We start from the raw sequence: 19,855 nt of genomic DNA, 5'->3' as shown, positions 1-19,855 counted from the left end.
CTCACATCCTGAAGACACCGTACGACGGCGCCGGCGGCGGGCTCGTGGTCGTGACGGCGAGCGCCATCGCGAGGACCCGGCGGGTGTCGGCGGGGTCGATCACGCCGTCGTCCCAGAGCCGGGCGGTCGCGTAGTAGGGCGACCCCTGCGTCTCGTACTGCTCGCGGATCGGCGCCTTGAACGCCTCCTCGTCCTCCGGCGAGTCGAACCCCCGCACCGTCGCGAGGACCGAGGCGGCCTGCTCGCCGCCCATCACCGAGATCCGGGCATTGGGCCACATCCACAAGAAGCGCGGGTCGTACGCGCGCCCGCACATGCCGTAGTTGCCCGCCCCGAAGCTGCCGCCGATCACCACGGTCAGCTTCGGCACGACGCTGCACGCCACCGCGGTGACCAGCTTCGCGCCGTCGCGGGCGATGCCGCGGTTCTCGTAGTCCTTGCCGACCATGAAGCCGGAGATGTTCTGCAGGAAGAGCAGCGGGATCCCGCGCTGGTTGCAGAGCTCGACGAAGTGCGCACCCTTCAGGGCGGACTCGCTGAACAGGATGCCGTTGTTGGCGACGATCCCCACCGGGTGGCCCTCGATGTGCGCGAATCCGCACACGAGCGTCTCGCCGTACAGCTGCTTGAACTCCTGCAGCCTGCTCCCGTCCACGATCCGGCGGATCACGTCGCGCACGTCGTACGGCGTCCTCGTGTCCGTCGGCACCACGTCGGCGAGGGTGGCGGGGTCCTCGAGGGGCTCCTCGGTTTCCCCGGCTGGCAGGGGAAATCCGACCTTGTGGGGTGTCTGGATGGCCAACAAGGTCGGGTTTCCCCGGCCGGCCGGGGAATCCTGAAGCGTCCCGACGATCCCCCGCACGATCTCGAGCGCGTGCTTGTCGTCGTCGGCGAGGTGGTCGACGACGCCGGACCTGCGGGCGTGCACGTCGCCGCCGCCGAGCTCCTCGGCGGTGACGACCTCGCCGGTGGCCGCCTTCACCAGAGGCGGGCCGCCGAGGAAGATCGTGCCCTGGTTGCGGACGATGACGGTCTCGTCGGACATCGCCGGAACGTACGCGCCGCCCGCGGTGCAGCTGCCCATCACGCTGGCGATCTGGGGGATGCCCTGCCGGGAGAGGTTGGCCTGGTTGAAGAAGATCCGGCCGAAGTGCTCGCGGTCCGGGAACACCTCGTCCTGCAGCGGCAGGAACGCCCCGCCGGAGTCGACGAGGTAGACGCAGGGCAGCCGGTTCTCGGCGGCGATCGTCTGCGCGCGCAGATGCTTCTTGACGGTGATCGGGTAGTAGGTGCCGCCCTTGACGGTCGCGTCGTTGGCGACGACGACGCACTCGCGGCCGCTGATCCGGCCGATCCCGGTCACGATGCCGGCGCTCGGCACGGCCCAGGCGTCATCCGGCCCGTCGCCGTACATCCCGTACGCCGCCAGCGGGCTCAGCTCCAGGAAGGGGCTGCCGGGGTCGAGGAGCGTGTCGACCCGGTCGCGCACGAGGAGCTTTCCGCGCTCGGTGTGGCGCTGCCGGGCCCGTTCGGTGCCGCCCTGGCGCACCCGCGCCAGCCGGTCGCGCAGCTCGTCGGTGAGCTCACGGAGAGTGGGCATGATCGGAGGTTAACGTTCATTAACCTCCGCAACAAGGCCCTGTCGGGAAACCGGTGTCGTTCAGCGGCCGAGATCGCGGTCAGGCCGCCACTCACCGCTCGCCGATGCGACCCCACGCCCAGACCGCGAACCCCAGCAGGGGCAGCACGATCCCGAGGACGCAGACCGAGCTCCACCCGCCGTGGTCGTGCAGCCAGCCGGTGAGCAGCGAGGCGAGCGAGCCGCCGATGAAGATCGTGGTCATGTACACGGTGTTGATCCGTGCCCGTGCCTGCGGCCGCAGTGCGTAGATCACCTGCTGTCCCATCACCTGGTGGGACTGGACGGCGAAGTCGAGGACGATCGCCGCCAGCGCGAGCAGGACCCAGCTGTGCTGGCCGGCCAGGGCGAGCACGAAGCTCGCCGACGCGACGAGGAGCATGACGCCGCTGGCGCCGGCAGCGTACCCCTTGTCCGCGAAGCGGCCGGCCACCGGCGCTGCCGCGGCGCCGCCGGCCCCCACGAGCGCGAAGACCGCGATCTCGCCCTGGCTGAAGCCGTGCTCGTCGATGAGCTGATAGGCGATGGCTGTCCAGTACGCCGTGAACGCGCCGAACATCATCGCCTGGGCGAACGCCCGGCGGCGCAGGACCGGCTCGGTGCGGACGAGATGGAGGACGGAGGCGAGCATGCCGGCGTACGTCGAGGAGTGGTCGGGCCGCCAGACCGGCAGGGTCCGCCGCAGCACCAGGCTGAGCAGCACCATGAGGACGGCCGAGACGACGTAGATGCCGCGCCAGCCGACCAGCTCGGCGATCCCGGACGCGGCCGATCGGGCGAGGAGGATGCCGAGCAGGAGGCCGCTCATGACGGTGCCGACGTACTGACCGTGCTGGCCCGGCGGCGCCAGGTGCGCGGCGAGCGGCACCAGGATCTGGACGATCACGGACGTGACGCCGACCGCGACCGAGAGGGCCAGGAAGAGACCGAAGACCGGGGACGCCGCCGCGATCGCGAGCGCGAGCGCGGTGCCGAGCAGCATCCGGGTGACCAGGCGGCGGTTCTCGAGCAGGTCCCCGAGGGGGACGAGGAGGAGCAGCCCGGCGGCGTACCCCACCTGCGTCAGCGTGACCACCAGCGACGCCGTCCCCTGCGCGATGTGGAAGTCCTGCGCCATCAGGTCGAGCAGCGGCTGGCAGTAGTAGAGGTTCGCGACGGTGAGACCGCAGGCGACCGCCATGATGAGCGCGACGGCGCGGGTCGAGACGGACGGGGCGGCGGGCTGCGTCGCGGGCTGGGTCACGCCTGCCCCCAACACCCGAATGCGGACGATCCATCCCCGCCCTGGTGAGCGACCGTTAACCTCGGGGCATGACGACCTCGTCGGCCGCATCGTCCGCGGCCGCACGCGCTGCGGCGCAGCCGACCCGCCGCGAGCAGATCCTGGCCACGGCGGCCGAGCTCTTCGCCGCGCGCGGCTTCCACGGCGTGTCCGTCGCCGAGCTCGGTGCGGCGTGCGGCATCTCGGGGCCGGCGCTCTACAAGCACTTCTCGTCCAAGGAGGCGATCCTCGCCGAGATGCTGGTCTCGATCTCCGAGACGCTGCTCGCCGAGGGGCGCGCCCGCGTTGCGGCGGCGGACGGGCCGGAGGCCGCCCTGGCGGCGCTGGTGGACTGGCACGTCGACTTCGCCCTGCGCGACCGCGCCCTCATCGTCGTCCAGGACCGTGACTGGCAGTCGCTCCCGGCGGAGGCGCGGGAGCGGGTGCGGACGCTGCAGCGGGAGTACGTCGACGTGTGGGCCGACCAGCTCCGCCGGCGTGACCCGGCGCTCTCCCGCGACACCGCCCGCGCCATGGCGCACGCCGCCTTCGGACTGATCAACTCCACCCCGCACAACCGCGTCCTCCCCGACCAGGACACCCGCGAGGTCCTCACCTCGATGGCCCTGGCCGCTCTTCGTTGAGTCCGTCGCCCAGAAGTCGTCGGGCGCGGAGGGCGGCGTCGAAGGCGATCTCGACCTCGTCGACCGACTCCCCGAGCGCGGGCCCGGGTACGGCGACATCCGGGCGACGTCGCAGCCGCGCGAGCAGGTCGTCGCGGGGGATGCCCCGGAGGTGGAGGAGGACGGAGGCGTCGCGGTCGACGAGGCGGCCGAGCTGGTGGAGCACCGCGAGGGCGTGGACGCACATGTCGTGCCAGTGGCCGCAGGTGCATATGGCGGCCAACTCGCCGCCGTACGGCACGAGCTCGACGCCGGCCTCCTCGGCGTGCTCGACGAGGTCGTGGGGCAGCTCGCCGGCGAGGAGGGCGTCGATCCGGGCCTGGTCGACGGCGACCACCTCGAGGAACGCCTCGACGGACTCGGCATCGAGCCGCTCCACGGTGCCGGTGACGGTCCAGAGCCCGCGCTCCTCGTCGACCGCCGCCGCGAAGGTGCCGGCGTCGACGACGAGCCCACCGATTTGCCCCGATCGGGCGAGCGCACGCGCGCCGGTGAGCTGCGCGTCGTCGTACGCCGTCTCCTCGACCGCCCGCAGGAACGCGCGACCCCACCAGGTCTCCGGCCGCTGCGCGCCGCGGCGTGCCGGCTCGCGGGGGTGGGTGACGGCGGCCATCACGACACGATCCGTCGCCGCTTCGACGGCCGCTGCTTGCGCAGCATGACCAGGTCCCGCAGCTCGGCGTTGCTGAGCTCGGTGAGCGCCGCCTCGCCGCGGCCGAGCACGGCCTCCGCGAGTGCCCGCTTGCGCCGGAGCAGCTCGGCGACCCGCTCCTCGACGGTGCCGCGGGTGACGAGCCGGTGGACCTGGACGGGGTTGGTCTGGCCGATCCGGTGGGCGCGGTCGGTCGCCTGGTCCTCGACGGCGGGGTTCCACCAGCGGTCGACGTGGACCACGTGGTCGGCGCGGGTGAGGTTGAGGCCGGTGCCGCCCGCCTTGAGCGAGAGCAGGAAGACGGGGACCTCGCCCGCCTGGAACGCCGCCACCATCCGCTCCCGCTCGCGCACCGGGGTGCCGCCGTGGAGGAACTGATGAGGGATGCCGACCTGCGACCAGTGCGCCTCGAGGAGGCGCGCCATCGCGACGTACTGGGTGAAGACGAGAGCCCCGCCGTCCTCCGACACGACCGTCTCGAGGAGCTCGTCGAGGACGTCGATCTTCTGCGACCGGCCCGCGATCCGGCCGCTCTGCTGCTTGAGGAACTGGGCCGGGTGGTTGCAGATCTGCTTGAGCCCGGTGAGCAGCATGAGCACCAGCCCGCGGCGGGTCGGGTCGTCGCCGTCGAGCCGCTCGATCCGGGCCATCGTGTCCCGGACGTAGGCCTCGTAGAGGACCGTCTGTTCCCGCGTCAGCATCAGCGGGTGGTCGGTCTCGGTCTTGGCCGGCAGCTCGGGGGCGATCCCGGGATCGCTCTTGCGGCGCCGCAGCAGGAACGGCGCCACCATCTCGGCGAACTGCCGCGCCTTGGCCGTGTCTGCCCCTGACTCGATCTGGCTCGCCCACGCCCGCCGGAAGGCCAGCCGGCTGCCGAGCAGCCCCGGCACGCACCAGTCGAGGATCGCCCAGAGCTCGGTCAGGTCGTTCTCCACCGGGGTGCCGGTCAGGGCGACCCGCGCCCGCGCTGGGATCCGCCGCAGCGCCCGCGCCGTGGAGGACGAGGCGTTCTTGACGTGCTGGGCCTCGTCGGCGACGACCAGGCCCCAGTCGACGCCGGCGAGGTGCTCGACGTCGCGCCGCATGGTGGCGTACGTCGTCAGCACGACCTCGCCCCCGCCCGAGGTCTCCAGCCCGTCGAGGTCGCGCGCCGAGCCGTGGTGGCGCCGCACGCGTACGCCGGGGGCGAACCTCGCCAGCTCGTCCTCCCAGTTGCCGAGCAGGCTGGTCGGACAGACCACCAGCGTGGGCCCAGTGGTCGGCCCGCCCCCGTCGGTCGAGCCCGTCGAGACCCGCTCCGCGCGGTGGAGATGGAGGGCGATGAGCGTGACGGTCTTGCCCAGCCCCATGTCGTCGGCGAGGCAGCAGCCGAGGCCGAGCCCGGTGACCCCGGCCAGCCAGGAGAGCCCGTGTCGCTGGTAGTCCCGCAGCGTCGCCGTCAGCCCCTCGGGCACCGGCACCGGCTCGCCCGAGGCGGCGGCGAGGACGGCGTCGCGCAGCCGGCCGATCGAGGCGCCGACCACCACCTGCGCGGCCTCGTCGCCGGCGTCCTCCTCGACCGCCGCGAGCACCTCGGGCGGCGGCGCGCCGGTGAGGGCGACGGCCAGCGCCTCACCGCCCGACAGCCTGCGCAGCAGCCGCTTGCGGGCCTTCCGGGCGATGCTCGGATGGACGACCGTCCAGGAACCGCGCAGCCTCAGCACCGGCCCGGCCGCGCCGGCGAGCTGGTCCATCTCCTCGTCCGTCAGCGGCTCGCCACCGAGCGCCACCTGCCATCGGAAGCCGAAGAGGTCCTGGGTGCCGAACAGCCCGTCGTGGAGGAGGTCCTCCCACTGCCTGCCGCCCGCCGGCGCGGCCCGGTCGAGGACGGCGGAGCTGGTGAGGCTCTGCTGGTTGAAGTACGGCCCGAGCGAGCGCGGCCAGAGCACGTCCACGCCGCGCTCGCGGAGCGCCCCGAGGCCGTGCTCGAGGAGGCTTACGATCTCGTCGCCCTCGAGAGTGATCTCGGTCGGCACCGGGAGGTCGAGCAGCCGGTCGAGCACCGGCCAGGCCTCGGAAGCGCCGCGCAGCGCGACCAGCGCATGGGTGCGCGCACGGTCGGCGAAGCCGTGGTCGCCCTCCCGCTCCGTCCACAGCCGGTCGGCGTCGACGACGTGGAGCGGGTCGTTGTCGTCGTGGACCTGCGGCACCAGCCGCACGGTGCCGCCGACGAGCTCCTCCTCGTCGGCCTCCACGCGCAGCGACACCGACACCAGCGAGGGCAGTCCGGCGGAGACCGGTGTCGACTCGGTGACGTGCCGGGCGAGCCGCGCCTGCAGCCGCTCCCGGAACGCCTCAGCCTTGGCCGTCTGCTCCTCCGGCGAGGCCGGTCTCACCGGCGTACGACGTCGGGCCGCGACCGGCGCGCTCCGCGGCATCGCGTCGGCGACGGCGGTCAGCACCTGTCTGACCAGCACCTCCGCGGAGGCGGCGTCCACCTCGGCGTACGCGCGCGCCTCGGCGAGCAGCCGCACCCGCTCCTCGTCGCCGTCGGCGAGGGCGACCTGCCAGGACGCGGCGTCCTCGGCGGGCTCCAGCTTGCCGGCCGCGACCAGCCGCAGCGCGAGATGGGTGGCCGAGGCGATCAGCGCGACCGAGGGATGAAGGTCCTCGCGGGCGTGGGCCTTGGTGAGGACGGGGATCGCGGCACGGACCGGGAGGCTGACCGTGCGCCGCCGGTCGCTGAACTCGACCGTCCCCTCACGCGGCGGCTCCGCGGGCCGGAACGCCGCGGAGCCGGTGACGGGGACGAAGCTCATGCACCGAACCTAACCGGTGCCGCCGACACCGGCCGTGCTCACGCTCTAGGGTCGGCGGCATGGTGAGCGAGGCCCGCACCGACGTGGATGCCGGCGCCGCGGCGCGCATCCTCGCCGAGCCGACGGACCGGGCGCACGTCGACGCCTGGGTGCGGCAGCTGCGGTCGGAGGGCACGGACCCGCGGACGCGTCTGCTGGATCTCCAGGAGCGCGCGGAGCAGCCGCTGACGGCCGTGCTCCTGTGGCTCCTCGGCCACGGCGGCCCGGGGCCCCTCCGCCGCCGGCTGCGGCCCTACCTGCGCGCGTTCGAGCAGTCCGACGAGGTCCGGATGTGCCGCCGGATGTGGCGCAGCTACGCCCTCCTGCGCGGCCTCGACGCCGACCGGTGCCGCGCCGTGCGGGCGCTGCCGAGGTCCGTCGTCCAGCTCGCCTTCCGGCTGCGTCCGCCGCGCATCGTGCCGTTCGACCGCGCCGACACCGAGGCTCTCGACCTCTCGCCCGACGCGCTGCGGTGGTACGCCGAGGACTTCCTCCGCGCCGATCCCGCGGGCTGGCCCGCGAGCGGATCGCCGACGGCCTACGTCAGCGACTACCAGCGCGAGCGCGTCGCCCGCGACGAGGCCTGTCAGGGCTTCCAGAACCGGCTCGTCACCGAGGGCCGCCTACTCGTCCGTGACCCGCACACCGGTGCCGAGTGCGAGCCGTTCGACTCGGTCCACATGTTCGGTCGGACCGTCTACTCCTTCGGTGAGCGCGAGCTCACCCTGCTGGTCGCCGGCGGCTTCGGTGGCGGGGCGCTCTACCTGGCCCTGCCCCGCCACAACCTCCTCATCGACCTCGGGGCCGACCAGTGGGAGCACATGACGACGCTCCGGATCACCAACCTCCACGCCGAGCTGCTGCGCCGGGTGGCGCTGCGGCGGGTCGGCTACCACCGTTCCCGGCGCGCGGTGCTCGACCAACGCGTCCCCTCCGGGGACCGGCGGCACGTCACCGTGCTGGGGATGATGGACGAGAGCTTCGCCCACCACCTGTGGAACTTCTTCCCTGGCCTCGACCGCCTCGTCACCGCCGGTCTGGGCGACCGCGTCGACGAGCTGCGGCTGGGCGGGTCGGAGTTCTTCGGCCCGGTGGTCGGGCTCTTCCCCGAGCTCGAGGGCGTGCCGGTGGTGACGGAGTCGGCGCGTGGCGTACGCGACCCGCACCCCTTCTCCGCCGACCACCTCCTGGTGAAACCGGGCGGGTTCTTCATCCGTCGGGCGCTCGTCGAGCGGCTGGCCGACCGGATGGCCGCCCTGCCGCCCACGCCCGGCGCCGCGCAGCCGCCAGCGGACCCGCCCTTCCCGGTGGTCTGGATCGGGCTGCGGGTCGACAGCCGCGCCTGGATCGACCAGGAGGCGGAGATCCCCGCCGTCATCGACGCACTCCACGCCGAGCACCCGGACGCGCTGGTCGTCCTCGACGCGTTCTCCACACCGGTCGGCTACGACGAGGCCTCGGACCGGTGGGCCGGGGCGATCGAGCGCCTGCACGGGATCGTCGCGGGGATCCGGTCCCGGGTCGGCCGTCCCGACAGGGTCGTCGACCTGGTCGGCAACTCGCTGCGCGAGTCGGTGCTGTGGGCACTCGTGACCGACGTCCACCTCGCACCGAACGGCACCAGCCAGCACAAGGTGGGCTGGTTCAGCGACGGTCCCGGCATCTCCTACGGGCCCCCCGACCTCCTCGACGTACCCCCCGAGCAGCGCCCGGGTGCCTACGAGTCCGAGGGTCGCCCGATCCCCGAGACGCTCGTCGGCCACGCCGCAGAGCAGGGTGAGCTCCACCATGCGCTCGACACCCGGCGCTGGGTGGACAACGTTCGGCTCGACCGCGACGAGGTCGTACGCCGGCTCCTCGACCTGATCGCGCAGCGCGCCGGCCGACGCCCGGCCGGCGGGGCGTGAGAGCGAGGTCACCGACCGTTTACAGGAACCCGGTGGGAAACGGGCGGTCCGTCCGCTTAGGGTTGCCGTTCGTGACCAGCGACCTCAGCACGAAGCCCGACGCAGCGGCCTCGGACCGCCTGGACAAGGGCGTCCTCCTCGTGGCCGGCGTGGTCGTGCTCGGCGCGATCATGTCCATCCTCGACATCACCGTGGTCTCCGTCGCCCAGCAGGACTTCCAGGACCAGTTCGACGCGACCGCCGCCGAGTCGGCCTGGACGATGACCGGCTACACCCTCGCGCTCGCCACCGTGATCCCGCTGACCGGGTGGGCGGCCGACCGGTTCGGCACCAAGCGGCTCTACCTGATGGCGATCCTGTTCTTCGCCCTCGGCTCCGCCCTGTGCGCGCTCGCCACCTCGCTGCCGATGCTGGTGACCTTCCGGGTCGTCCAGGGCCTCGGCGGCGGCATGCTGATGCCGCTCGGCATGACGATCCTGACCCGCGCCGCGGGCCCGGAGCGCGTCGGCCGCGTGATGGCCGTGCTCGGTATCCCGATGCTGCTCGGCCCGATCTGCGGGCCGATCCTCGGCGGCTGGCTGATCGACGTCGCCTCGTGGCACTGGATCTTCCTGGTCAACATCCCGGTCGGCGCCGTGGCACTCGTCTACGCCGCGCTCGTCCTGCCCAAGGACCACGTCGAGCCGTCGGAGACCTTCGACTTCCTCGGGGTGCTGCTGCTGAGCCCCGGCCTCGCGCTGCTGCTCTACGGCGTCTCGATGATCCCCTCCACCGGCACCTTCGCCGCCACGAAGGTGATCGTGCCGGTGATCATCGGTGCGGTGCTCGTGCTCGCCTTCGTGCCGTGGGCGCTCAGCCGGCGCAACAGGCACCCGCTGGTGGACCTGCGCCTGTTCGGCAACAAGGAGCTGACGGTCGCGGTCCTCACCCTGTCGCTGTTCTGCATCGCCTTCTTCGGCGCCAGCCTGCTCTTCCCGCAGTACTACCAGTTCGTCCGCGGGCAGGACGCCCTGCACGCCGGTCTGCTGCTCGCTCCCCAGGGCCTCGGCGCGATGGTCACGATGCCGATCGCCGGCACGCTCGCCGACCGGATCGGCCCCGGCAAGATCGTGCTCACCGGCATCGTCGTCATCGTCGTCGGCATGTCCATGTTCTCCACCCTCGACGACACCACGCCGTACTGGTTCCTGCTGCTCTCCCTCTTTGTCATGGGCCTCGGGATGGGCTGCACGATGATGCCGACCTTCGCGGCCGCGCAGGCCACGCTGCGCGAGCACACCATCGCCCGCGGATCCACCCTGGTCAACATCGTCCAGCAGGTCTCGGCGTCGGTCGGGACCGCGATCTTCACCGTGCTCCTCACCAACGGCTTCAAGGACAAGCCGTCGGTCGTGGCGAGCCAGGCCGTCGGCGACGTCGACCCGCAGAAGCAGCCGGACGCGTTCGCCGCGATCCTCGAGAAGCTCGGCCTCACCCCGGAGCAGTTCCAGGGGCTGGTCGCCCACGTCAAGCCCGACATGGCCGACGTCTTCAGCCACACCTTCGTGGTCGCCGCCTGCGTGGTCGCCTGCTGCCTGATCCCCGCGTTCTTCCTGCCGCGCTCCAAGCGCGAGCACGGCGCCGCGGCGCCGACCGTCCTGCACTGACGCTGAGCGACGCGCGGAGTCAGGCAGAGGCCGGCAGCTCGCTCGCGGCGTACGACGGCCGGGCGCCCACCCACGGAAGCAGCGCGGGCCGGTCCCGTCGCATCCGGGCGAGGAGCCCGTCGCGTACGTCCGGCGCCAGCTCCGGGTCGTCGGCGGCCTCGAACCTGATCCGCCAGCGGTGGCGCAGCGCCTGGGCCAGCGCGTCCGGGGAGGCGTACGCCGCTGCGTACTCCTCGCCCCACGGCAGCCGGCCCTCGGGGTCGGAGCGCAGGATCTCCTCCGCGCGGTTCAGCAGCCGGTAGCGCTCGTGGGTCTGCTCCCAGGTCATCGTCGTCACCGTCCTCGGTGGTCGTGTTCTCGTCGTCGGTCTCGGTGCGATCCGGTGTGCTCGACGTTAGGCGGCGAACCGCCGGGCGGGCATCGCGCGGCGGCAGGCACCTCGTCTCCTACCGGGGTAGGACTCCGCATGCCTCCCGAAGTCGGATGCGACCCCGCCGTGGGGTGCCTACGCTGGCGGTCATGGCAGGCGCGCTCGCACGTCTCGGGGCCAGGTTCATGGCCCGGGTCGAGCACTGCATCGAACGCAAGGGCCTCGACTACCCGTGGTGGGACCCGGTCTTCTCCTCCGCCGGGATCTTCTGGTGCACCGTGATCGCGCTCGCCCAGCGGGACGCGTTCGCCCCGCCGAGCCCCCTGCTCCTGGCCGGCGTCCTGCTCATCGTCCCGACGGTCGCCCGCTTCCTGCTGCCGGACGTGCCCTGGCTGATCCGCAACCTCTGGGTCGTCGACGCCGTGCCCGGGCTCGTCGGCGGCGCGTGGATCCTCTGGTTCCCCGGCCCGTCGGTCCTGCCGACCCACGACTTCGGTCCGGCCGTCCTCGCCGTCCTCACCACCGAGATCGTCAGCCGGGAGGGCCCGCGGGTCGGGCTGGTCTGCGCCGTGGGCGCCCTCGGCGTGATCTCGTACGCCGCGGCTCTCGGCACCATCACCGGCCTCGCCGTCCACCTGCTGCTGCTCTTCCTCGGCTACGCGATCGGCTTCATCCTGGTCTGCCAGATGCGCGCCCTGCGGGCCGAGCGGATCGCCCGCGCCCGCGAGCACGAGCGCGCGACCCTCGCCGAGCGCGGCCGGATCGCGCGCGAGATCCACGACCTCGTCGGCCACTCGCTCAGCGTGACGCTCCTCCACCTCACCGGCGCCCGGCGGGCCATCGCGGAGAACGACGACCCGGCCGAGGTCGTCGACGCGCTCCGCGAGGCCGAGGAGGTCGGGCGGCGGGCGATGGCGGAGATCCGGCGGACGGTCAGCACCCTCACCGACGGTGCCGACGGGATGGCGGGCGCCGGTGGGCTCGCCCCGCTGCCGACCGCGTGCGACCTGGAGGAGCTCGTCGACGGCGTACGCCACGCCGGTCAGCCGGTCGACTGCCGCGTCACCGGGGAGGTGTCGGCGCTCTCACCAGCCCTCGGGCTCGGGGTCTACCGGATCACCCAGGAGTCGCTCTCGAACGCGATCAAGCACGCGCCCGGCGCGCCGGTGACGGTCCGACTCGAGGTCGGGGACGACGTCGTACGCCTCTCGGTCCGCAACCCGCTCGGCGAGGCGCGCCGCGTCGGCACCGGCGCCGGTCTCCCGGGCATGACGGCTCGGGCCGAGCAGCTCGGCGGCCGGCTGGTGGCCGGTCCCGACGGCACCGACTGGGTGGTCGACCTCACCCTGCCGCTGGCCGTCCGGCACGTCGAGGAGGTCCTGCGGTGAGCCCGGTCCGTGTGCTGGTCGTGGACGACCAGGAGCTCGTACGCACCGGGCTGCGGCGCATCCTGCGCCGCCGCGACGGGCTCGAGATCGTCGCCGAGTGCGCGGACGGCAGCGAGGTACCGACGACGCTCGCCGCGCACCCGGCCGACGTCGTCGTCATGGACCTCCGGATGCCCCGGGTCGACGGCATCACCGCAACCCGGCTGCTCCGGGAGGACTGCGACGCGCCGCCGGTCCTCGTGCTCACGACCTTCGACGACGACGAGCTGCTCTCCGGCGCGCTGCGCGCAGGGGCGGCGGGCTTCATCCTCAAGGACTCGGCCGCCGAGGAGCTCGTCCGCGCCGTGCACGCGGTCGCCGCCGGCGACTCCTGGCTCGACCCCGCGGTGACGGAACGGGTCCTCGCGGCGTACCGCGACGCCGGTCCCTCGCACCCTGCTCCCCCTGTCCCGGAGCTGACGGAGCGGGAGCTGGAGGTGCTCCGCGCGGTCGCCGGCGGGCGCACCAACGCCGAGATCGCCGCCGACCTGGTCATCTCCGAGCTGACCGTGAAGTCCCACATCGGCCGGATCTTCGCCAAGCTCGGCCTGCGCGACCGCGCCGCGGCGATCGTCTGGGCGTTCGACCACGGCATCGTCCGGCCGGCCGGCCGCTGACCGGCCCGCTGCGGCGGTCAGCTGGTCGTGGCGAGCGTCAGCGGGAGCACGGCATCGGCGCCTGCCTCGCGCAGCGCCTTCGCGGCGAGGGTGAGCGTCCAGCCGGTCACGACCCGGTCGTCGACGAGCAGGACGCTGCCGGGTGGGTCGGCGCGGAGCGCGAAGCGGCGCCCGACGGCCGCGACCCGCTGGGCTGAGTTGGCCGCGCCCTGGCCGGGCAGCACGGAGTCGTCGACGATCGCGAAGCTGCCGACGACCGGGACCTTGAGGTAGCGCGAGAGCCCCTCGGCGAAGTCCCGGGTCAGCGCCGGCCGGGTCGCGGACTCGACGAAGACGATCCCGTCGACCCGCGGCCGCCAGTCACCGAGGACCTCGACCACCGCGCGCACCAACGGCGTCGGCACGGGGCCGTCGGGAGTGTCCTCCCGGAAGAGCTCGCGCAGCTGGGTGCCGTAGCCGAGGTCGGTGAGCCGCGCGATCGCGCGCCCCTCATCGGCGCTCTCGGCGATCCGGCCCTTGAGCTCGACGCCGAGGTTGGCGAGCCCGGAGGGCCACAGCTTCTTCGGCGCGAGGACGACGCCCGGTCGGGACAGCCGATCGGAGGCCTCGGTGACCGCCGCGTCCGAGACCTCGGCCGAGACGGCGAAGCCGCCGCAGTTGTCGCAGCGGCCGCAGTCGGTCGCCTCCGGGTCGTCGAGCTGCTCGCGCAGGAAGCGCATCCGGCAGCCGTCGGTCGCGATGTAGTCGAGCATCGCCTGCTGCTCGCGCGACCGCGCCTCCGCCACCCGTGCGTAGCGCTCCTCGTCGTACGCCCAGGGCTGCCCGGTCGCCTCCCAGCCGCCGCCGACGCGCCTGACCGCGCCGTCCACGTCGAGCACCTTGAGCATCTGCTCGAGCCGGGAGCGGCCCAGCTCGACGTAGGTCTCCAGGGCCTGGGTCGACAGCGGCCGGCCGGCCTCGGCGAGGACGTCGAGCGTACGCCGGACGAGCTCCTCCCTCGGGAACGCGAGCGAGGCGAAGTAGGCCCAGATGTCGCGGTCCTCCGGGCCGGGAAGGAGCACCACGGAGGCGTCGGGCGTGCCGCGGCCGGCGCGGCCGACCTGCTGGTAGTAGGAGACCGGCGACGACGGCGCCCCCATGTTGACGACGAAGCCCAGGGTGGCGTCGAAGCCCATCCCGAGAGCGGAGGTCGCAACCAGCGCCTTGATGCGCCCGGCGGCGAGGTCGGACTCGAGCTGCTGGCGCTCGGCGGGCTCGGTCTGGCCGGAGTACGCCGCCACGTCGTGCCCGCAGGCGCGCAGGTAGTCGGCGATCTCCTGGGTCGCCGCGACGGTCAGGCAGTAGACGATCCCCGATCCGGGTTGCTCGCTGAGGTGGTCGGAGAGCCACGCCAGCCGCTGCTCGGCGGTCCTGAGCCGCACGACGCCTAGCCGGAGCGACTCGCGGTCGAGCGAGCCGCGCAGCACCAGAACCCCGGTGGTCGAGCTCGTCGAGACCCCGAGCTGCTCGGCCACGTCCTCGGTGACCCGGGCGTTGGCGGTGGCGGTCGTGGCCAGGACGGGGATGCCGTCGGGCAGGTCGCCGAGCAGCGTCCGGATCCGGCGGTAGTCGGGCCGGAAGTCGTGGCCCCAGTCGGAGATGCAGTGGGCCTCGTCGACCACGAGCAGACCGCACTCGGCGGCCAGCCGCGGCAGGACCGCGTCGCGGAAGGTCGGGTTGTTGAGCCGCTCCGGACTGACCAGCAGGACGTCGACCTCACCGGCGTGGATCGACTCCTCGATGGCCGCCCAGTCCTCGGGGTTGGTGGAGTTGATCGTCACCGCGCGGATCCCGGCCCGCTCCGCGGCGGCGATCTGGTTGCGCATCAGCGCCAGCAGCGGCGACACGATCACCGTGGGGCCGAGTCCGGCGCTGCGCAGCAGCAGGGTGGCCACGAAGTAGACCGCGGACTTGCCCCACCCGGTCTTCTGCACCACCAGCGCCCGCCGCCGGTCCACCGCGAGCGCCTCGATCGCCCTCCACTGGTCGTCGCGGAGCGCCGCGTCGTCGCTGGCGACCAGGGCGCGCAGGTGCGCCTCGGCCTGCTGGCGGACATCGGTCACGGTCTGCTCGGGCATGCGCCCTGTCTACCAGCGCCGACCGACAGCCGGGCCCCGCCCTCCACAGGGAGGACGGGGCCCGGGACGCTCGGCGTACGTCAGGCGGTGACGCCCACCGCCGCCCAGGCGGCGTCGACGGCGGCGTACTCGGTGCTGTCCGCGCCGTACAGGTCCTCAGCGGCGCTGAGCGTCGCGGTCCGGGCGCCGTGGTAGTCGGTGCTGGAGGTCATGTAGACGGTCAGCGCGCGGTACCAGATCTGCTCCGCGGCCTCGTTGCCGATGCCGGTGACCGTGGAGCCGTCGCAGGTCGGGCTGTCGTACGAGACGCCGTTGAGCGTCTTGGCACCCGACCCCTGCGTGAGCAGGTAGAAGAAGTGGTTGCCGACGCCCGAGGAGTAGTGCACGTCGAGGTCGCCGACCGACGACGACCAGCAGTTCGCGGACGAGCCGTCGGAGGCCGGGTCGTCCATCCGGCGCAGCGGCCCGGAGTCGTCGAGCACGAACTGCTCGCCGATCAGGTAGTCGCCCGGGTCCGCGCTGTTGTCGGCGTAGAACTCCACCATCGTCCCGAAGATGTCCGAGGTCGACTCGTTGAGCCCCCCGGACTCGCCGTCGTACTCCAGCCCGGCGGTGTTCTCCGTGACGCCGTGCGACATCTCGTGGCCAGCCACGTCGAGCGAGGTGAGCGGACCGTACGAGACGCCGTCGCCGTCGCCGTACGTCATCTTCGTGCCGTCCCAGAACGCGTTGACGTAGTCGTCGCCGTAGTGGACCCGGTTGTAGGACCCGGTGCCGTCGCCGAAGATGCCGTTCCGGCCGAACGTGGACTTGTAGTAGTCCCACGTCATGTTGGTGCCGTACTGCGCGTCGGCGCCCGCGCTGGCCCGGTCGCTCGTCGTACCGTCACCGAAGGTGCTCGTCGAGCTGGTGAACGTCGTCCCGGTCTTGCAATTGACGCCGAGCAGCTGGCACAGCAGGCCGTCGGTGTCGTTGTCGAAGTCCGTGGTGTAGGTGCCACCGCGGGTCGCGTCCTTCAGGGAGTACGTCGATCCTGACTTCGTCACCTCGAGCGGGACCGTCCCGGAGTAGAGCGTCTGGCCCTCCCCGCTGTCGGTCTCGATCTGCTCGACACGGCGGATGACCGCGCCGGTCCGCGCGTCGACGAGCGTCTCGAGGCGGCTGGGGGTGCCGTCGGCGCGGGTCCCGCCGGTCACCACCTTCCACGCCAGCCGCGGCGTCGCGCTGCGCGCGTCGACGACGAGCTCGGGCGCGCCCGCCCTCTTCAGCCCGTCGATGCTGGCCACGGCCTTGCCCGTCATCGCCGTGATTGACGCCGCCTTCGCGGTGACCTTCGGCGAGACGGACAGCTCGAGCGGCTTCGCGAGCGTCTGGGAGACGCCCTTCCAGCCGTCGTTCGGCCCGCGGTGGACGACCAGGTCGCCGCCGATGACCGGTAGGCCGTGGTAGGTCCGCTCGAGACGGACGTGAGTGCTCCCGTCGGGGTCGACCAGGGTCGACTCCGTGGTGAAGCCCTGGCCGTCGGTACGCCGGGCGAGCGCCGGATGGGCCCGCAGGGCGGCGACCGCGTCCTTCGCGACCGACGGGTCGGCGACCAGCCTCGGCGCGACCAGGGGACGAGGCGTGACGGGCTTCGCGGCGGCGGTGGTCGTGGCCGCAGCGGTCAGGGTCCCGGTCGCCAGCACCGCGCCGGCGACCACCCTCACGAGACGACGCATGAACTCTCCTCCCGAGTGGTTGAGTCCGCCTCGCGAGTCTTGCAGGCTTCACCATCGGTCGGAACGTGCAGGTTCCTGTGTTGCACGAACCTGCAGGTAGTCGCTGTCACACGGCGCGGAACGCCCCGTCGACCAGCACCGGCACGGCGTCGCTCTCGTCGGCCTCGGCCGCGACGCGTACGTCGTCGGCGTACCCGGCCGCGATCTGCTCCCGCCCGCTCGCGCAGCCGGCCAGCTGCTCGGCCAGGCGGGGACGTACGGCGCGGAACGCGCTCTCGGCGACCCGCGCCTCCGGGCTCAGCTCGGCGAGCCCGCGGTCGGCGAGCCCGGCGACGACGGCGCCGGCGCCCCACAGGTCCTCGACCGCGGGCCGGAGCGAGCCGTCCGGCCAGCGCTCGCCGGCGGGGATGACGGCGATCGTGTCGTCGGCGCCGATCGCGGCGGCGAGCCAGTCGACGACCGCGGCTGCGTTGCGCAGCGAGGCCCCGACGACCGTAGCGCCCGAGTCTGTGAGCAACGCGGAGATCGTCGAGCCGTTGGGCGACGGCAGCACGGCTCGCTCCACACCGTCCGCCCGCGCGAACGACCCCGGTGCCAGGCTCAGGTCACCCGGACCCGCGACGCTCCGGCTCACCGCGAGCACCGCGTCCCGCTCGGCGGCGTACGCCGCAGCCCGGTCGTCGCGCCACGGGAACGGCCACACCGTGATACCGCGCTCGACCGCCACGGTCAGCGTCGTCGTGAAGCAGAGGACGTCCACCACCACGGCGTACGACGTCGGCGCGAGCGCCAGCGCCCCGGTCGGGCCCCACTCCAGGCGCACGCGGGCGTCGCGCTGCCGGTGAGCCTGGAGGAAGTCCGTCAGGTGGCGAGCCCCGTCCTCGCGGTCGAGGTTGTCAGGGGAAATCCGATGTTGTGGGGTGTCTGGATGGCCCACAAGGTCAGGTTTCCCCGGCCGACCGGGGAAACGTGGGCCGCCGCCCCCCACCCATCACCAGATCCGCACCCGCGCACCGGGCTCGAGCCACAGCCCGTCACCCGGCGCGGTGCCGAAGACCTGGTGGAACTCGTCGAGGTTGCGCACGATGTTGGCGCGGAACTCCGGCGGGCTGTGGGGGTCGATGGTGAGGAACTGCTGCGCCTGCTCCTTGCGGCGGACGGTGCGCCACACGTAGGCCCAGTTGAGGAACAGCCGCTTGCGGTCCTCCGGGTCGGCGGTGCCGCCCTCGGAGATGAGGTAGGCGGTGTGGGCGATGGTGAGGCCGCCGAGGTCGCCGATGTTCTCCCCGACGGTCAGCGCGCCGTTGACGTGCTCGCCGGGGAGGTCGCGCGGCTCGAGCGCGTCGTACTGTTCGATGAGCGCCTTCGTCTTCAGCTCGAAGGCCGCCTTGTCGTCCGGGGTCCACCAGTCGTGCATGTTGCCGTCGCCGTCGAACTGCGCGCCCTGGTCGTCGAAGCCGTGGCCGATCTCGTGGCCGATCACCGCGCCGATGCCGCCGTAGTTCTCGGCCGGGTGGGCGTCGGGGGCGAAGAACGGCCGCTGCAGGATCCCGGCCGGGAAGCAGATCTCGTTGGTGCCGGGGTTGTAGTAGGCGTTGACCGTCTGCGGCAGCATGAACCACTCCTCGCGGTCGACCGGCTGCCCGATCTTGCCGAGCTCGCGGTCGGTCTCGAAGACCGACGCGGCGGTGACGTTGCCGACCAGGTCGTCCTTGCTGATCGACAGCGTGGAGTAGTCGCGCCACTTGTTCGGGTAGCCGATCTTGGGCGTGAACTTGTCCAGCTTCTCGTACGCCCGCTGCTTGGTCTCCTCGGTCATCCAGTCGAGCTTGGAGATCGAGACGCGGTACGCCGCGAGGAGGTTCGCGACCAGCTCGTCCATCTTCGCCTTGCTGTCCGGCGGGAAGTGCCGGGCGGCGTACTCCTTGCCGACCGCCTCGCCGATCGCCCCCTCCACCAGCGAGACGCCCCGCTTCCAGCGCTCGCGCAGCTCCGGCGTGCCGTTCAGCGTCCGGCCGTAGAAGTCGAAGTTGGTCTCGACGAAGTCGTCGGTGAGGTACGGCGCGGCCCAGCGCAGCACGTGGAACAGCAGCCAGCTCCGCCAGTCCTCGACCGGCACCTCGGTGAGGACGCCGGACAGGTGCGAGAAGTACGACGGCTCACGGACCGTCACCTCGCCGAGGATCTCCTCCGCGGTGCGCTTGGCGCCCGACAGGTTGGTGACGTAGGCGTCCCAGTCGAAGGCCGGGCACAGCTCACGGATCTGCGCGAGGGTCATCAGGTTGTAGGTCTTCTGCTTGTCCCGGGTCTCCGCGCGCTCCCAGTGGCCCTCGGCCAGCCGGGTGTCGACCCGCAGCACCGTCGCCGCCGCGGCGGCCGGGTCGGGCGCGCCGGCCCCCAGAGTCCCGCCGAGCCCGAACAGCTTCTCGAGGTAGGCGACGTACGCCTCCCGGACCGGCGCGAACTTCTCGTCCTTGTAGTAGGACTCGTCCGGCAGCCCGAGGCCGCCCTGCACCAGGTTGAAGATGTAGCGGTCGGCGGCCTTGTCGTCGTTGTCGATGTAGGACCCGAACAGCCCGTGGCCGCCGATCCGCTCGAACTCGCCGAGGAAGGCCGCCAGGTCGCGGACGTCACGGATCCCGTCGACCGCGGCCTTCAGCGGATCGAGCGGGGCGGTGCCCTTCGCGTTGATCGTGTCGGTGTCCATGAAGGAGGCGTAGAGGTCGCCGATCTTCTGCGCGTCGGCGCTCTCCGCGGTGCCGGCGAGGGCCTGGGCGGTCAGGTCCTCGATGATGGCGCGGACCTGCTGCTCGGCCTTGTCGGCGAGCATCACGAACGGCCCCCAGCTGGAGCGGTCGGCGGGGATCTCGGTCTCCCGGAGCCAGGTGCCGTTGACGTGGCCGAACAGGTCGTCCTGCGGTCGTACGGCGTCGTCCATGCCCGGGCGGGCGTCGTCGAGGATCGTCACACGCACACCCTAG

Annotated in this window: 14 protein-coding genes; 5 read left to right on the top strand and 9 right to left on the bottom strand. The window is 72.6% G+C overall.

From position 1 onward, the window contains the following. Position 1: 1 nt before the first annotated feature. Positions 2-1,600, bottom strand: coding sequence for a carboxyl transferase domain-containing protein (locus ABLE53_RS18195; protein ID WP_348860528.1), 1,599 nt, complete (start codon positions 1,598-1,600; stop codon positions 2-4). A gap of 91 nt (positions 1,601-1,691) precedes the next feature. Then, on the bottom strand, positions 1,692-2,882 hold the full coding sequence (locus ABLE53_RS18190) for an MFS transporter (RefSeq protein ID WP_348860527.1): 1,191 nt from the start codon (positions 2,880-2,882) through the stop codon (positions 1,692-1,694). A 68-nt stretch (positions 2,883-2,950) separates the two neighbouring features. Between ABLE53_RS18190 and ABLE53_RS18185 the strand changes: the two genes are divergently transcribed. Beyond that, positions 2,951-3,544, top strand: a complete 594-nt coding sequence (locus ABLE53_RS18185; protein WP_348860526.1) for an SACE_7040 family transcriptional regulator — start codon at positions 2,951-2,953, stop codon at positions 3,542-3,544. On the opposite strand, the gene ABLE53_RS18180 is transcribed toward ABLE53_RS18185, so the two are convergent. Next, on the bottom strand, positions 3,513-4,196 hold the full coding sequence (locus ABLE53_RS18180) for an SWIM zinc finger family protein (protein WP_348860525.1): 684 nt from the start codon (positions 4,194-4,196) through the stop codon (positions 3,513-3,515). The two genes, ABLE53_RS18185 and ABLE53_RS18180, sit on opposite strands and share 32 nt — an antisense overlap. Next, a complete protein-coding gene (locus ABLE53_RS18175) occupies positions 4,196-7,033 on the bottom strand; it encodes a DEAD/DEAH box helicase (protein WP_348860524.1) in 2,838 nt (945 codons plus the stop codon). The genes ABLE53_RS18180 and ABLE53_RS18175 overlap by 1 nt, the downstream gene beginning before the upstream one ends. 59 nt (positions 7,034-7,092) lie before the next feature. Between ABLE53_RS18175 and ABLE53_RS18170 the strand changes: the two genes are divergently transcribed. Together ABLE53_RS18170 and ABLE53_RS18165 are read left to right on the top strand one after the other, a co-directional pair. Continuing rightward, positions 7,093-8,979 (top strand): hypothetical protein, encoded by a 1,887-nt coding sequence (locus ABLE53_RS18170; RefSeq protein ID WP_348860522.1) that lies wholly within the window; start codon positions 7,093-7,095, stop codon positions 8,977-8,979. Positions 8,980-9,050: 71 nt separating this feature from the next. Then, on the top strand, positions 9,051-10,625 hold the full coding sequence (locus ABLE53_RS18165; protein ID WP_348860521.1) for a DHA2 family efflux MFS transporter permease subunit: 1,575 nt from the start codon (positions 9,051-9,053) through the stop codon (positions 10,623-10,625). Positions 10,626-10,644: 19 nt separating this feature from the next. Here ABLE53_RS18165 and ABLE53_RS18160 read toward each other — a convergent pair whose 3' ends face one another. Then, positions 10,645-10,953 carry a hypothetical protein gene (locus tag ABLE53_RS18160; protein WP_348860520.1) on the bottom strand — a complete coding sequence of 103 codons (309 nt, stop codon included), beginning with the start codon at positions 10,951-10,953 and terminating at the stop codon, positions 10,645-10,647. Between the two features lie 191 nt (positions 10,954-11,144). Between ABLE53_RS18160 and ABLE53_RS18155 the strand changes: the two genes are divergently transcribed. Then, a complete protein-coding gene (locus tag ABLE53_RS18155; RefSeq protein ID WP_348860519.1) occupies positions 11,145-12,383 on the top strand; it encodes a sensor histidine kinase in 1,239 nt (412 codons plus the stop codon). After that, complete coding sequence (locus ABLE53_RS18150) at positions 12,380-13,039, top strand: response regulator transcription factor (protein WP_348860517.1); 660 nt, start codon at positions 12,380-12,382, stop codon at positions 13,037-13,039. The genes ABLE53_RS18155 and ABLE53_RS18150 overlap by 4 nt, the downstream gene beginning before the upstream one ends. A gap of 17 nt (positions 13,040-13,056) precedes the next feature. On the opposite strand, the gene ABLE53_RS18145 is transcribed toward ABLE53_RS18150, so the two are convergent. The 4 genes from ABLE53_RS18145 to ABLE53_RS18130 all read right to left on the bottom strand — a co-directional run bounded on the left by ABLE53_RS18145 (position 13,057) and on the right by ABLE53_RS18130 (position 19,842). Next, positions 13,057-15,156, bottom strand: a complete 2,100-nt coding sequence (locus ABLE53_RS18145; protein WP_348860516.1) for a RecQ family ATP-dependent DNA helicase — start codon at positions 15,154-15,156, stop codon at positions 13,057-13,059. Positions 15,157-15,236: 80 nt separating this feature from the next. Next, positions 15,237-16,874, bottom strand: coding sequence for a M4 family metallopeptidase (locus tag ABLE53_RS18140; RefSeq protein ID WP_348860515.1), 1,638 nt, complete (start codon positions 16,872-16,874; stop codon positions 15,237-15,239). Positions 16,875-16,980: 106 nt separating this feature from the next. Then, complete coding sequence (locus tag ABLE53_RS18135; RefSeq protein ID WP_348860514.1) at positions 16,981-17,811, bottom strand: 2-phosphosulfolactate phosphatase; 831 nt, start codon at positions 17,809-17,811, stop codon at positions 16,981-16,983. Positions 17,812-17,865: 54 nt separating this feature from the next. Next, positions 17,866-19,842 carry a M13 family metallopeptidase gene (locus tag ABLE53_RS18130; RefSeq protein ID WP_348860513.1) on the bottom strand — a complete coding sequence of 659 codons (1,977 nt, stop codon included), beginning with the start codon at positions 19,840-19,842 and terminating at the stop codon, positions 17,866-17,868. Positions 19,843-19,855: the final 13 nt, after the last annotated feature.

The sequence above is a fragment of the Nocardioides asiaticus genome (assembly GCF_040049175.1).
Taxonomy (GTDB): Bacteria; Actinomycetota; Actinomycetes; order Propionibacteriales; family Nocardioidaceae; genus Nocardioides; species Nocardioides cheoyonin.
Note: the sequence above shows the minus strand (reverse complement) of the source record. Positions and strands in the feature narration are given on the sequence as shown.

What these genes read in the sequence shown, in the direction of transcription:
- ABLE53_RS18195 (WP_348860528.1), bottom strand. Translation starts at nt 1,600, where the DNA reads ATGCCCACTCTCCGTGAGCTCACCGACGAGCTGCGCGACCGGCTGGCG.
- ABLE53_RS18185 (WP_348860526.1), top strand. Translation starts at nt 2,951, where the DNA reads ATGACGACCTCGTCGGCCGCATCGTCCGCGGCCGCACGCGCTGCGGCG.
- ABLE53_RS18180 (WP_348860525.1), bottom strand. Translation starts at nt 4,196, where the DNA reads ATGGCCGCCGTCACCCACCCCCGCGAGCCGGCACGCCGCGGCGCGCAG.
- ABLE53_RS18175 (WP_348860524.1), bottom strand. Translation starts at nt 7,033, where the DNA reads ATGAGCTTCGTCCCCGTCACCGGCTCCGCGGCGTTCCGGCCCGCGGAG.
- ABLE53_RS18170 (WP_348860522.1), top strand. Translation starts at nt 7,093, where the DNA reads ATGGTGAGCGAGGCCCGCACCGACGTGGATGCCGGCGCCGCGGCGCGC.
- ABLE53_RS18160 (WP_348860520.1), bottom strand. Translation starts at nt 10,953, where the DNA reads ATGACCTGGGAGCAGACCCACGAGCGCTACCGGCTGCTGAACCGCGCG.
- ABLE53_RS18155 (WP_348860519.1), top strand. Translation starts at nt 11,145, where the DNA reads ATGGCAGGCGCGCTCGCACGTCTCGGGGCCAGGTTCATGGCCCGGGTC.
- ABLE53_RS18145 (WP_348860516.1), bottom strand. Translation starts at nt 15,156, where the DNA reads ATGCCCGAGCAGACCGTGACCGATGTCCGCCAGCAGGCCGAGGCGCAC.
- ABLE53_RS18140 (WP_348860515.1), bottom strand. Translation starts at nt 16,874, where the DNA reads ATGCGTCGTCTCGTGAGGGTGGTCGCCGGCGCGGTGCTGGCGACCGGG.